This is a genomic window from Streptomyces sp. NPDC029151 (assembly GCF_055564315.1).
This window is the reverse complement of record NZ_JBVHWQ010000001.1, coordinates 902,157-915,760: the sequence shown is the minus strand read 5'-3', so window position 1 is coordinate 915,760 and position 13,604 is coordinate 902,157. Positions and strand designations below refer to the sequence as shown.

At 71.1% G+C, this 13,604-nt stretch carries 8 protein-coding genes; 4 read left to right on the top strand and 4 right to left on the bottom strand.

Annotation, left to right across the window (positions count from 1 at the left end; genetic code table 11):
• Window positions 1-4: 4 nt before the first annotated feature.
• The 3 genes from ACZ4VF_RS03495 (at window position 5) to ACZ4VF_RS03485 (ending at window position 3,965) form a co-directional block, all read left to right on the top strand.
• The gene (locus ACZ4VF_RS03495; protein WP_467922883.1) at window positions 5-2,182 is read left to right on the top strand and encodes a galactose-binding domain-containing protein; all 2,178 of its coding nucleotides are present in this window, start codon (window positions 5-7) and stop codon (window positions 2,180-2,182) included.
• A gap of 124 nt (window positions 2,183-2,306) precedes the next feature.
• Complete coding sequence (locus tag ACZ4VF_RS03490) at window positions 2,307-3,422, top strand: hypothetical protein (RefSeq protein ID WP_467922882.1); 1,116 nt, start codon at window positions 2,307-2,309, stop codon at window positions 3,420-3,422.
• 102 nt (window positions 3,423-3,524) lie between these two features.
• A complete protein-coding gene (locus ACZ4VF_RS03485; protein WP_467922881.1) occupies window positions 3,525-3,965 on the top strand; it encodes a hypothetical protein in 441 nt (146 codons plus the stop codon).
• Here the strand turns inward: ACZ4VF_RS03485 and ACZ4VF_RS03480 are convergent.
• From ACZ4VF_RS03480 to ACZ4VF_RS03465, 4 genes are read right to left on the bottom strand one after another with little or no spacing between them, the layout of a single operon-like run.
• Window positions 3,957-7,874 (bottom strand): tetratricopeptide repeat protein, encoded by a 3,918-nt coding sequence (locus tag ACZ4VF_RS03480; protein ID WP_467922879.1) that lies wholly within the window; start codon window positions 7,872-7,874, stop codon window positions 3,957-3,959. The two genes, ACZ4VF_RS03485 and ACZ4VF_RS03480, sit on opposite strands and share 9 nt — an antisense overlap.
• 29 nt (window positions 7,875-7,903) lie before the next feature.
• A complete protein-coding gene (locus ACZ4VF_RS03475) occupies window positions 7,904-8,893 on the bottom strand; it encodes a hypothetical protein (RefSeq protein ID WP_467922878.1) in 990 nt (329 codons plus the stop codon).
• A gap of 2 nt (window positions 8,894-8,895) precedes the next feature.
• The gene (locus ACZ4VF_RS03470; protein ID WP_467922876.1) at window positions 8,896-9,918 is read right to left on the bottom strand and encodes an AAA family ATPase; all 1,023 of its coding nucleotides are present in this window, start codon (window positions 9,916-9,918) and stop codon (window positions 8,896-8,898) included.
• Between the two features lie 42 nt (window positions 9,919-9,960).
• Complete coding sequence (locus ACZ4VF_RS03465; RefSeq protein WP_467922875.1) at window positions 9,961-11,280, bottom strand: toll/interleukin-1 receptor domain-containing protein; 1,320 nt, start codon at window positions 11,278-11,280, stop codon at window positions 9,961-9,963.
• A gap of 273 nt (window positions 11,281-11,553) precedes the next feature.
• On the opposite strand from ACZ4VF_RS03465, the gene ACZ4VF_RS03460 reads away from it, so the two are divergent.
• Window positions 11,554-13,602, top strand: coding sequence for a phosphocholine-specific phospholipase C (locus tag ACZ4VF_RS03460; protein WP_467922873.1), 2,049 nt, complete (start codon window positions 11,554-11,556; stop codon window positions 13,600-13,602).
• Window positions 13,603-13,604: the final 2 nt, after the last annotated feature.

The following is a 13,604-nucleotide window of genomic DNA, read 5'->3' as shown; positions in this document are numbered from 1 at the left end:
GCCCATGCACATCAGCACCCCCAGGCACGCCGGGCGCTTGCCGGCCGTCGGCGCGGTCGTCGCCCTCGCCGCCGGCATGCTCGTCACCCTCGCCCCCGCCGCCCACGCGGCCGCGGGCGCCACCCTGCCCTTCACCTCCGTGGAGGCCGAGGCCGCGGCCGGCAACGGCACGAGGATCGGCCCCGACTACACGCAGGGCAGCCTCGCCTCGGAGGCCTCCGGCCGGCAGGCCGTGAGGCTCTCGGCCGGGCAGCGCGTGGAGTTCACCGTGCCGCGCGCCGCCAACGCGCTGAACCTCGCCTACAGCGTCCCGGACGGCCAGTCCGGGACCCTGAACGTGTACGTCAACGGCACCAGGCTCACCAGGACCCTGCCGGTGACCTCCAAGTACTCCTACATCGACACCGGCTGGATCCCCGGCGCGAAGACGCACCACTTCTTCGACGACACGCGGCTGCTGCTCGGGCAGAACGTCCAGGCCGGGGACAAGGTGGCCGTCGAGGCGACCGGCGTCCAGGTCACCGTGGACGTCGCCGACTTCGAGCAGGTCGCCCCGGCCGCGGCCCAGCCCGCCGGCTCGGTGTCCGTCGTCGCCAAGGGCGCCGACCCCAGCGGTGCCGGCGACTCCACCCAGGCCTTCCGGGACGCCATCGCCGCCGCCCGGGGCGGCACGGTGTGGATCCCGCCCGGGGACTACCGCGTCACGTCCTCCCTCAACGGCGTGCAGAACGTCACCCTCCAGGGCGCCGGCGGCTGGTACTCGGTCGTGCACACCTCCCGCTTCATCGACCAGTCCGGCTCGGCGGGCAACGTCCGCATCAAGGACTTCGCGGTCGTCGGCGAGGTCACCGAACGCGTCGACTCCAGCCCCGACAACTTCGTCAACGGCTCCCTGGGCCCGAACTCGTCCGTCTCCGGCATGTGGATCCAGCACCTGAAGGTCGGCCTCTGGCTGACGGGCGACAACGACAACCTGGTGGTGGAGAACAACCGCGTCCTCGACACCACCGCCGACGGCCTCAACCTCAACGGCACGGCCAAAGGCGTCCGCGTCCGCAACAACTTCCTGCGCAACCAGGGCGACGACGCACTCGCCATGTGGTCGCTGTACGCCCCGGACACCGACTCCAGCTTCGAGAACAACACCATCTCGCAGCCCAACCTCGCCAACGGCATAGCCATCTACGGCGGCACCGACATCGCCGTACGCAACAACCTGGTCTCCGACACCAACGCCCTCGGCAGCGGCATCGCCATCTCCAACCAGAAGTTCCTGGACCCCTTCCACCCGCTCGCCGGCACGATCACGGTCGACGGCAACACGCTGGTGCGCACCGGCGCGATGAACCCGAACTGGAACCACCCGATGGGCGCCCTGCGCGTCGACTCCTACGACAGCGCCGTCAACGCCACCGTCGACATCACCAACACGACGATCACCGACAGCCCGTACAGCGCCTTCGAGTTCGTCTCCGGCGGCGGGCAGGGGTACCCGGTGAAGAACGTCAACGTCACCGGGGCGACCGTGAGGAACACCGGTACGGTCGTGGTCCAGGCCGAGGCACAGGGCGCGGCCACCTTCAGGAACGTCACCGCCACCCAGGTCGGCGCGGCCGGCGTCTACAACTGCCCCTATCCGGCCGGCTCCGGCGCCTTCACCCTCACTGACGGCGGCGGCAACTCCGGCTGGTCCAGCACCTGGTCGGACTGCTCGACCTGGCCGCGGCCCGGGCAGGGCAACCCCGATCCCGACCCGAACCGCAACCTCGCCAAGGGCCGCCCGGCCACCGCGACCGGCTCCCAGGACGTCTACACACCGGGCAAGGCCGTCGACGGCGACGCGAACTCCTACTGGGAGTCCGCCAACAACGCCTTCCCGCAGTCCTGGACGGTCGACCTCGGCTCCTCCTACGCCGTGCGCCGCCTGGTGCTGAAGCTGCCGCCGTCGGCCGCCTGGGGCGCCCGCACCCAGACCGTCACGGTGCTCGGCAGCACCGACGGCTCCGGCTACTCGACCGTCGTCGGCGCCCAGGGCTACCGCTTCGACCCCGCCACCGGCAACACCGCGACGGTGTCCCTGCCCAGCGGCACGAACCTGCGCTACCTGCGGCTCGCCGTCAGTGCCAACACCGGCTGGCCGGCCGGGCAGTTCAGCGAGGTGGAGGCCTACCTGACCTCCTGACCCGCCCGCCCCGCGCGACCGTACCGGGCGCCCCGGCACCACGACAGGCCGGGGCGCCCTCGCACGCCGGGACGGAAAGCCCGAAAGCCCGGCGATCAGATCCAGGTCCGTGCCAGACTGCGCCATGTCTTCGACCCAACCCGGGCGCCCCTTGGTCGCCATCGTCGGCAGCGTGGACGCGAACCGCACGTTCACGCCGCCGTTGACAGCCGTGGAGCACGCCTCCCAGGCCTGCCGCGAGCTGGGGCGAGAGCTGGCACTGGCCGGCTGTGACCTGGCCGTCTTCTCCAGCAGCGGGAAATACATCGAAGCGGACGTCGTCCACGGCTACGCCGCGGCGTGCACGGCGGAGGCACCGGGGCGCGTTCTGGCCTACCCGCCCCGCCAGCGCACGGTCGACTTCGGACTGGGGGAGGGCGGTCACGCCGAGCTACGCGTCGTCCGTGACACGAGCGGGGAATGGGAAGTCGCGTACTACCGCACCATCCTGGCCTGCGACGGACTCGTCCTGGTCGGCGGAGGCCAGTCCACCCGTATCGCCGGGATCCTCGCACTGTCCCAGCAGGTTCCCGTGATCCCGGTGGCGGCCTTCGGCGGCGGTGCCGGGCAGGTGTGGGTGAACCTCGACAAGGTGCGCAACGACACGGACGACGAGGACATCGCCCTGCTGGGAAGCGACTGGGGGCCGGACTCGGCGGCGCGGCTGACGGCGTGCCTGTTACGGCAGCGTGAGCGGAAGACGGCGCGCGAGGGGGCGGAGGTCCGGCGCGGGCGCATGGCGGCGTGGGGCTCACTCGCCGGCTGGCTCGTGGCGCTGCTGTGCATCGCGGCGTCGGTCGCGGGCCTCGTGCTCGTGGGGAAGCCCCGTCCCGCGGACACCGGGAACCTCACCGTTCTCGTGACCGCCCCGCTGCTGACCGCCGTGTCCGGGGCCGTCGTGCGCAATTCCTTCGTCTCCGAGTCGGACTGGCCACGCGCCGCCGTCCGGGGCCTGGGGGCGGGGCTGGTCACTGTTCTCCTCTACGTGGCCTCACAGCTGCTCAGCGTTCCGGAGCTGATGAACAGACTGGATGCGCGCAGGCTGCTCTTCATCACCATCCCGCTGGGTTTCTCTGCGGGATTCACCTTCGATCTCGTCTACGAACGGCTACGGTCTGGCGCTGCGGGGGCACCCCCTCCGGGGTCCGAGCTGCTGACGTCTCCTACTCCGTCCGGGGGAACCGGGGAACGTCAGGGGTGAGTCCGGGCTCACCGGGGGCTTCCGTGAGCGTTGTCATGGGTAGAAACAGTGCGTGATCGCGCGGTCACCATGGTGAGCCGCGTCGAGCGATGGGGGGACCGAATGAGGGCGAACACCGTATCCACGGCATTACTGGTGAAAGTGGCCCTGGAGGCCAGTGGCCCGGGGTCGGCCCTGCGGGAGGATCTGAGGACGATCGTCAAGCGGTCGTCCGCACCGCACGGAGCACAGAACCAGTTGGACCCCGAGGCGCTGGAGGCCGTGTTCCACTCGCCTCTCCAGCTGGAGAGCGCCGAGGCCTTCGTCCGCAGGCTCGCCGACCGCGCGCGGTCGGACGCCCGGCTGCGGGCCGAGCTGGACCACTGGGCACGTGACGCCCTGGAGCTGCGTCCGGTGCCGACGCACGACGCCCTCTCGCCGGATGTCATCACGATCGACCCGGCGGCACGACCCCAGCCGGCCGTCGAAGCGCACTTCGTCGTCTACGGCGGCTCACGCGGCTCCGTCGAGGGCGAGGCCTCGCGTATGTTCACCTCACAGTGACCGTGACAGGACGACCGCGGTGGCCAGCGCGTCGCCGGCCGCGGCGTCCTGACCCTCGCTGGTGAGGAAGTGGCTCAGGGTGAGCAGGTCGTCCCTGAGTGAACGCACCTCGTCCGACAGGTCGTCCCGCTCCCGGCTCAGACCCTCGTAGAGGGACGCGCTCCGCGTGAGGCACTGCACCGCTTGGAGTGGTTCGTCCGTCTCCTGCAGGGCCCGCCCGAGCTTGTGCAGAGCCTGCGCCTGGCTGTGCTGCTCGCCCAGAGCCTCAAGGTGGGCGGTGGCGTTGCGCAGAGCGGGGATCGCCTCCGAGTAGAGCCGAAGCCGCAGCAGGATGTTGCCGATGTTGTGCAGCGCCAGGGCGGCTTCCCGCTCGTTGTGGTTGAGCTGGTAGAGGTTCCTGGCCTCCATCACCGACTCGAGGGCGTCGTGCAGATCGCCCCTGGCGAGGTGGAGTGAGCCGAGGGCACTGCAACAGTCCGCCTCGGCCGCGGTGCCGCCCAGCACGCGGTGGAGCCGCCGGGCGTGTGCGAGGTGCTCGATCGCCTTGTCGACCTGGTTCGTCTCGCCGTACAGGCGCGCCACCTCCCTGTGGATGACGGCCTGTCCCTCCTGATGGTCCAGCTCCTCGAGGCTCGCCAGTGCGTGAAGGTAGGAGGAGACGGCTCGGCGGCTGTCCCCGCTGTCCTTGAGGACTTCCGCGAAGTTCCGGAACAGGGCGGCGCGGTCGGCAGGTGGTATCGCGTACTGCGACATCAGTTGCTCCGCCTGCTCCAGGGTGAGCCGTGCCTGAGCGATGTCACCGGTCTGGTGCAGGGCGGCGCCGAGATTGCACAGGAGGGAGAAGAGGGCCGCCGGCTGGTTGCGGTCGTGCTGGGAGATGGCGTCCGTGAGCAGTTCGACGGCCTCGGTGGCCTGCTGCGAGCGGAGCAGGACGGCGCCCAGGTTGCTCAGCATCAGCAGGTAGTCGGCGCGCTGCCGCTGGGCGTAGGGCAGGGCGGCGGCCCTGAGCAGTGCGGTGCGCGCCTTCTGGAAGTCACCCAGTTCGGCGCTCCCCACCGCCAGGTTGTTCAGCGCTGCCGCCTTCGCCTCGCTGTCCCCGCCCGCGTCCGCCCAGTCGTACACGCGCTCCATGAGCGTGAGGAGGGGGACGAACTGCTGCTGGGAGTAGAGGAATTGCGCGATGTCCAGGGCGATGGCCGCCGCGTCGTCCTTCTCGTCCTGGTCGAAGAACTCCGACGCCAGCGCCACGAGGGTCGGCCGTTCGTTCTTGAGCCAGGTGAAGGCCGCGCGCTGGTCCTCCGCGTCACCCTTCGTGCCGGCGCTCTCCTGCCCGTACAGGAGCCTGTGGGCGGTGGCAGCCCGCGTGCGGAAGAACTCGAGGATCCGCTTCCTGGCGATCTGCGTCTCCCGTGCCGTCAGCACCTGATGCGCGAGGGTTCGCCCGTAGGCCTGCACGAGGGGGTGGAAGCGCCATCGGTCGGACGTGGCCACAGGCTGGATCAGGTGGTTCCGCGTCAGGGTGGCGAGCGTCGATTCCACATCGCCCACCTGGGGCAGGATGGTCCGCAGTGTGTGGGCCGAGAAGCTCTCCCCCGGCAGCAGGGCCAGGAGGCAGAAGAACTTGAGCTGTTGCCGTCCGAGCCCGGAGACCACACGGTCGAACCGGCTCCGCAGGGACGTGCCCGTCCTGTCGGCCAGGTCCAGAACGACCTCGGTCCTGAGGCCGGCCACCAGCTCCGTGGAAGACCGGCCCGCACCACGGGTCAGCCAGGCGAGAGCGAGGACCACGGCCAACGGATGGCCGCCGCAGGCCCGCGCGACCCGTGTCATGTCCTGCCGGGTGAGGGGCTGCGGGAGGGGCGGCGCCTGTTCCGTCAGCCACTGCAGGAGCAGTGTCGTGGCGTCCTCGCTCAGCGGCCCCAGGGAGAGACTGCGGCAGTACGGCAGCGCGATGGTGCCGCTGGAGACGCACAGCACGCTGAAGCCGTCGGTGACCACGGCGGCGGCATCCGCCACGTGCTCCTCGGAGACGTCGTCCAGGATGAGCAGGACCGGACGGTCCGGCCCTCCGGCCAGCAGCAGCTGAGCCCTGCACAGGGCACGGAGTCGCTCGGCTCCCGGTTCGTCCGGGGCGGTTTCGACGGGGGAGCCCAGGGCCCGCAGGAGCGCCGTCCAGAGAGGCTCGTCCGCGTCCCGCAGGGACAGGTAGAGCAGCCCGCCCTTGAACCAGCCGCGTTCCTTCGCCTGGTGTGCCGCCTCCAGCGCCAGGGCGGTCTTGCCGATACCGGTGATGCCGGTGAGTGCGACGAACCGGGGGGCGGCGTCGTCACGGTCCAGGGCCGACAGCACCTGTTCCGTCTCCCTGCGGCGTCCGACCAGCACGGGGGCCCGCTCGGGGAGCCGGCTGACCGGGTACGGACGGGCGTAGGCACGGTCGGGGTCGATCGCGGCCGTGTCGTCCCGGACGGTGACGGCGTCGCGCAGCACCATCATGGCGGCCGGGCCCATCCGGCCACCGTTCGCATCCGCGTCCTGCACGCGCGCCAGGACCAGAACAGGACGCCGGCTGGGGTCCGCCAGCAGGTCGAGCAGCGCCTCGGCCAGGGCCTCACCGGTCCGTTCGTCGGTGAGGCAGGTGTCGAGGTTGTCGAGCCACAGCACTGTCTGCGAACCGATGCCGTCGTCGCTCAGCGCCTGCAGGACGGCCTGATTGCGGTCGATGAGCGGCGGAGCCCACACCCACCAGCGAGGTACGGAGGACCTCATCGCATGGAGGGCGGAGAGCGTACGACCGCTGCCGCGGCGGGCCACCACGGCGATCAGGCCGCTGCTGTGGCGGGCCAGGACACCGCCGATGGCCTGACCGAGCCGGTCGTCGAACCGGTCCGGCCGCGGGGGCGCCAGGCGTGGCGGCGACGCCTCCTCCGACACTCGGTCCAGGGGCGGCGCGATACCGAACCGCGTGTAGTCGTCGACGTCCACCTCGACGACACGGCTGCCCAGCAGCGCTCCGCCGTGCGCACTCCGCGCGGGCGGCCGGTCGATGAAGTCGGACCCGCCGGGAGCGCCGACCCGGTAGACGAGTCCGCGAGACGTACGCACGTACATGGGGACGTGGCCCGCCGGGATGGGGGCGGAACCACCGCGCGGAACCCGGACCTCCGCCGCGCTCGCCCAGTTCTGCGGATGGTGGGAGACGCGCAGGATGCGAGGCTGGGTGTCCGGCACGAGGATGCCGTCGGCCGGCCAGGTCGGGTCGCCGAAGGAGAGCCTGTCCCCGTCGTGCCGGACGGGCAGCACGACGTCCGGCACCCGGGGCGAGGACTCCGGCCCGAAGCCGGAGCCGACGACGCGGCCGGCCGAGGGGGCGACGAGCAGTTCGTACAGGTCCAGGGCGCCCGAGGCCTCACGGGCGCGCTCGGGCAGCCGCTGCCACGCCTGGGCGAACCAGCGGCGCAGCCCGTCCCTGCGGTGCGGCTGCTCCACGGCGGTCCGCAGGGTCCTCTGCAGGAGCTGGTCGATGCGGTGGGAGACCTGTGCGTCCAGCCCGGCCTCCGCGACGAGGGCGGCCCAGGTGATCTGTTCCTCCACGGCGAGCACCGAGGAGTCCTCGTGCGCTTCCTCGACGATGGCCCCCACCCGGCGGATGGGCGCGTCCTGCGCGCTGTCCCGCAGCTCCGTGACGAGCCGTTCGCGCAGTTCTCCGAGCACGGGCTGCCGGAACGCCATGTACTGGCGGCCACGGTGGACCGCCCACGGGCCGTACCACACGTCCGACTCCGCGCCGACGTCCAGGGCGGGGCGGATCCGCAGCCGGACGGTGCGGATGAGGTGCGGTTCGATGCGGACCGCCGCACACAGCGCCGTGCCCAGGGACAGCGGGCCCGCGGCCATGCCGGAGGCGCTCACCCGCCGAGGGCCCGGGAGGGCGTCCCCGCTCACCGGAGCCTCGCGTGGGCCATGGCGGCCGTCGTCCTACGGTCCCAGGTCAGGACCGGCATGAGAGCGCGCAGCCAGGGCGGCTGTCGCTGAGCGGGCAGGGGAGTGAGGGCGACCGGCAGGCATCCGCCGCGGTGGAAGACGGTGGTGGCCGTCTGCCAGGAACCGATGTCCACCGTCTCGCCCCGTGCGTGGTGCTGCCCGAAGTCGCTGAGCACCAGCACACGCGTCCCCCGGGGCGGGGCCGTCAGCGGTTTCCACGTCCAGCCGGCTCCCCTCCCCGCCCGCAGCGGGTTGCCCGAGAAATACCGGACGTCACAGGCGTGCCGGCCGGTGATCGCGGTGATCCGGTTGAGGAGTTGTTGCTGATCGCGGACGAACAGCTGCATGCCCGGGCCGATGTCCACCAGGATCTGCACGCCGAACCGGAGCGTGCGGACCGGCTGCCGGGGCAGCTCGCTGATGTAGGCGCCCCGGGCCAGATCCGTGACCATGCGTTCCGTGTCGATGGGGCCTTCCTGGACGACGCGGGACAGCAGCAGGCGCAGGATGGCCGCCTGCGAGCGTGGCGGCAGAAGCGGCTCGTGGGTGCGCCTGCGCGAGGTGGGGGCAGCCGGTGTCTCCGCCAGGGCCGGTTCGGTCCACAGGCGCTGCACCGCGAACTCGGTGCCCACGGGCATCAGGAGCGGCATGGGAGGGGCGGGCTCGCGGTGCACGGGAGCGCTCGGTCCGTCCGCGACGGGCCGCGGCGCCGGTTTCGGTTCCCTGACGCCGCCCGGGGAGGACGCGGCCACCGGCGTGCCGGCCGGGGCGTCGGCCGGTGTGCCGGCCGAGGGCAGCCGTCTGAGCCCCAGCATCTCGGCGACCTTGGCCAGGGTGACGTGGTCGTGGGAGGGCAGCGCCGCCATCGCGCGGGCGAGTCCGCCCACCCAGTTCTCGCCCTCCAAGGGCACCGACGGGCCGGGCCTCGCGGGCGAAGTCCCGGCCACCGTCACTCCTGCGTGGTCATGTGCTGAGGCTTGAGCAGCGTCAGTCCCTTGAGCTCGCTCCACCGGTCGTCCCCCACGATGATTCCCAGAGCCCGGCACGCCCACAGGGCGTCGAGGTATTCGGCGGTGCTCGGCGGACGGATGCCCTCCTTCGACGCTGCGCCACGCACGTGGAGAAGCTCCTTGGCCAGCCCTTCGGCCAGTCGTATGTCGCTCTCCTCCACGCTCTTCAGCCGCGCCTTGAGGTGTTCCCGGGCGATGGCGACCAGCTCGTCCGACGTCTTCGGTTCCGGGGCCGTCGCGATGACGCAGCGCCGCAGGAACGCCTGGGGCAGTTCCCGCTCCTCGTTCGTCGTGATGATCACGAGGTGACGGGAGAAGGGCCCGTTGTCGGAGGCCTGTTGCGTCGCCGGCTCCACGACGACCCGCCGGCCCGTCTCGGTGACGGTGAAGTCGTGGGAGGCCAGCGGGACCAGCAGGCCGTTCGGCACGTCCGGGTCGGCCTTGTCGATCTCGTCGATCAGCACCACGGCGTGGTCCGGCTTGCGCCCGTGGTTCCAGCGCTCGACCCACGGTTCCGAGCCGGGCACGACCGGTTCGCCGCTTCGCGCCCGCGCCTGGTACGCCTTCCGGGCCACCTCGTTGGCCGACTTGGGAGCGTACGCCCACCACAGGGGGCCCGGCTCGACGTAGCGGTCCTCGTCCACCGTGTGGCGTCGGCCTGTCCGGTTGCGGGGGGCGATCTGCGCGTCGGCCAGTCGCCGTACGCCGTCGAACGTCCACAGCAGGTCCGTCGCCCGGGTCTGGGAGGTGACCACGTATTCGTAGTAGCTCCATCCGTCCTCCCGGGCGACGTACGGTCCGAGGGACGACTTCCCCGAGCCCGGATTGCCGCGGAGCAGCAGCGGCCTGCCGGTCGCCTTGGCCACCTCGACGGCCAGCTTCAGGTCCTCCGGCATGACGTAGACCCGGCCGTCGCGCCGGTCGGGCATGTCCTGCGCGGCTTCGGTTACCACCTGGTCCATCCTCTGTCTCTCCCACCTCTCGGCCCGTACGGCGCCGGCGGCTCATCCGCATCCGGCCAGCAGGTCGTCGATGGTCTCTTTCAACTTGTGTGCCTGGAGCTGGTCCTTGCGGCTCGGGGCCGGTTCGACGGCCACGGCGTCCGCGAGGTCGACCGCCTCCAGATCCTTCGGCTGCGGAACGTGGCCGGGTGGGGCCAGCAGGACGACGGTGAGCCACGGGAAGTCGCCGCGCAGGGAGCGGACGACCTGGGCGACGACGTCCAGCGGGTAGTCCTTCAGGCTGACCACAAGGTAGTCGGCGACCCCGTCCGTGGGCTGCATGTCGTCCAGGGTTCCCCAGTCCGGGGGAACCCTGAAGACCTGGAAGAGCTGCTCCACGCAGGCTTCCTTGAGGACGTCCGTCAAAGGGCGGTCGTCCACGGGGAGATCGCCCTCCTCGTCGAGCAGGCCGATGCTCCAGCTGCCGGGACGGACGAACAGCGCACGCTGTACGTGGTGTTCGGCCATCCAGCCCTTGTGGGCGGCGAAGACGATGGTCCGGCCCCGCACCTCGTCCCCGGACACGGCCGGCAGGAAGCGCTTCGCCGCGGTGGCGTTCACCCACCCCGGCATCAACTGCTCCACCAGGAACCTCATCGAAGCGCCGTCGAGCAGGGGGACCAGATGGCCGAGGGCCCGCGCGAGCAGGACACCCTTGGCAGCGGCGGTCATGAGCCGGTAGGCCAGCAGAAGATCGGAACCGACGCGCGCCCTGAGCTGCGCGAGCTCGATTCCGCTCATGTGCAGGTCCGCAGCGGCGCTCATGACCGCGGCAGGATCCCGCTTGCTCGCGCGGTCGAGGTAGGTGGCGACGCGCCCGGCCCATTCGGCGGTGTCCGTGCAGCGAGTGACGTCACCGACGTGCGAGAACTCCCGCAGGGCCCATGCGACGACGTCGTCCGAGGCCGCGCCCCGCGCGGGCGCGGGGTTGAGGTTCGCGGTGCGGTCCTCGATGCGCGCCTGCAAGGTCATCAGAGGGCCGAACCCGTTGGTCCTGGCCTGGCGCGAGGTCACTCCGCCCAGCAGGACCGGCAGGACGTGCGGGAGGCTCCTCATGGCGTACCGGGACATGAGGATGTCGCTCTCGCGCCGCACCCATTCGGATTCCTCCACGGTCTTGGGCCCCAGCAGCACGATCGCCGCGTCGCACGTGTAGAGCTCGAAGTACAGTTCGTCGGACCACCGGTCGCCGCCGCGCAGGTTCTCGACGTCCACGAAGACCTCGTAGCCGCGTGCCCGCAACGCCGGAACCAGAAGTTCCAGGGCGTCCTTCACACAAGCGTCGTTGCCGGCACCATGACTGACGAAGACCTTTAAACCCATGCCCCCGGCCTCCACGCCCCTGCCCCAGGACAACACGAGGCTGCCCGTTCCTCCCCAGAGCAGCGATTGTGACGTAGCGTCAGCCGAAAGTCAGCCGAACCGGGAAACGGCGGCCGGCGGCAGGCGGTGGCACCGGTCTCCCTCCCGTGTCCATGACTTCATACGGACGCCACCAGACCCTTCCCTGACGTTTGCTGCTCTTGGAACACTCGCTCCGCGCAGATTCCGTCATCTGACGGCATCCGCAACGTCAGGACGAGAGGACCCTCACTCATGCCCGAAGTCAACCGACGGCGCTTCCTGCAACTCGCCGGCGCCACCACGGCGTTCTCGGCGCTGGCAGGCAGCATCCAGCGCGCGGCCGCCCTGCCCGCCCACTACCGCACCGGATCGGTGGACGATGTCGAGCACATCGTCGTCCTGATGCAGGAGAACCGCTCCTTCGACCACTACTTCGGCTCGCTCCGAGGAGTCCGCGGCTTCGGCGACCCCCGCCCGGTCACCCAGAACGGCAGGTCCGTCTGGAAGCAGTCCGACGGCACCAAGGACGTCCTGCCGTTCCACCCCGACGCCGACGACCTGGGCCTGGCCTTCATCCAGGACCTCCCGCACGGCTGGAACGACGGCCACACCGCGTTCAACGGCGGCAGGTACGACAAGTGGGTGCCGGCGAAGTCCGCGACGACGATGGCGTACCTGACGCGCGACGACATCCCCTTCCACTACGCCCTCGCGGACGCCTTCACCGTCTGCGACGCCTACCACTGCTCGCTCATCGGCTCCACCGACCCCAACCGCTACTACATGTGGACGGGGTACACCGGCAACGACGGCACGGGCGGCGGCCCGGTCCTCGGCAACGACGAGAAGGGCTACGGCTGGACGACGTACCCCGAGCGCCTGGAGCAGGCCGGTGTCTCCTGGCGGATCTACCAGGACGTGGGCGACGGTCTCGACGCGAACGGCTCCTGGGGCTGGATCAACGACGCGTACCGCGGCAACTACGGCGACAACTCGCTCCTCTACTTCAACCGGTACCGCACCGCGGGGCCCGGCGACCCGCTGTACGACAAGGCCCGCACCGGTACCGACGCCCGCAAGGGCGAGGGCTTCTTCGACCGGCTGACGGCGGACGTCCAGGCGGACCGGCTGCCCCAGGTCTCCTGGATCGTCGCCCCCGAGGCCTTCACCGAGCACCCCAACTGGCCGGCCAACTACGGTGCCTGGTACATCTCGCAGGTCCTGGACGCGCTGACCGCCAACCCCGACGTGTGGGCGAAGACCGCGCTGCTCATCACCTACGACGAGAACGACGGCTTCTTCGACCACGTCATCCCGCCCTACCCGCCGGCCTCCGCCGCCCAGGGCAGGTCGACGGTCGACGCCGCGCCGGACCTGTTCAAGGGCGACGCCGGCCATGTCGCCGGCCCCTACGGCCTCGGCCAGCGGGTGCCGATGCTGGTCGTCTCGCCCTGGAGCAAGGGCGGCTACGTCTGCTCCGAGACCCTCGACCACACCTCGATCATCCGGTTCATCGAGCGACGTTTCGGTGTCCGGGAGCCGAACATCTCGCCCTGGCGGCGCGCCATATGCGGCGATCTGACCAGCGCCTTCGACTTCTCCCGCCCGGACACCGCGCCGGCCGTGCTGCCCTCCACGGCCGGCTACCTGCCCAAGGACCACAACCGCCACCCGGACTACGTGCCCAAGCCGCCCGCCAACCCCTCCCTGCCCCGGCAGGAGCCCGGCAGCCGGCCCACCCGTCCGCTGAAGTACGCCCCGGTCGTGGACGGCTCGGCGGACACCGCGACGGGGAGGTTCACGCTCACGTTCGCCTCGGGGGCGTACGCGGGCGCGGCCTTCCTCGTCACCTCCAACAGCCGTACCGACGGCCCCTGGACCTACACCACCGAGGCCGGCAAGACGCTCTCGGACACCTGGAACTCGGCCTACTCCGGCGGGAACTACGACCTCGCCGTGCACGGCCCCAACGGCTTCCTGCGCGTCTTCAGGGGCCGCAACAAGGTCGCGGGCCCCGAGGTCACCGCCCGGCACGCGGGCGACGCGGTCGAGCTCACCTTCACCCAGAAGGGCTCCGGCACGGTGCGGCTGAAGCTGGCCGACGGCTACGGCGCGGCCCCGGTCACGGTGACGGTGCGGCCCGGGGCGACCGTGCGGCAGACCGTGAGCCTCACGGCGAGCAAGCGCTGGTACGACCTGACCGTCACCTGCGACGCCGACCCGGCCTTCCTGCGCGGCTTCGCCGGGCACGTGGAGAACGGGCAGCCCGGCGTCAGCGATCCGGCGATCATCACGGGGTGAAC

Excerpts from the sequence above, each read along its gene's own strand:
- ACZ4VF_RS03495 (WP_467922883.1), top strand. The coding sequence starts at position 5 with ATGCACATCAGCACCCCCAGGCACGCCGGGCGCTTGCCGGCCGTCGGC.
- ACZ4VF_RS03490 (WP_467922882.1), top strand. The coding sequence starts at position 2,307 with ATGTCTTCGACCCAACCCGGGCGCCCCTTGGTCGCCATCGTCGGCAGC.
- ACZ4VF_RS03485 (WP_467922881.1), top strand. The coding sequence starts at position 3,525 with ATGAGGGCGAACACCGTATCCACGGCATTACTGGTGAAAGTGGCCCTG.
- ACZ4VF_RS03470 (WP_467922876.1), bottom strand. The coding sequence starts at position 9,918 with ATGGACCAGGTGGTAACCGAAGCCGCGCAGGACATGCCCGACCGGCGC.
- ACZ4VF_RS03465 (WP_467922875.1), bottom strand. The coding sequence starts at position 11,280 with ATGGGTTTAAAGGTCTTCGTCAGTCATGGTGCCGGCAACGACGCTTGT.
- ACZ4VF_RS03460 (WP_467922873.1), top strand. The coding sequence starts at position 11,554 with ATGCCCGAAGTCAACCGACGGCGCTTCCTGCAACTCGCCGGCGCCACC.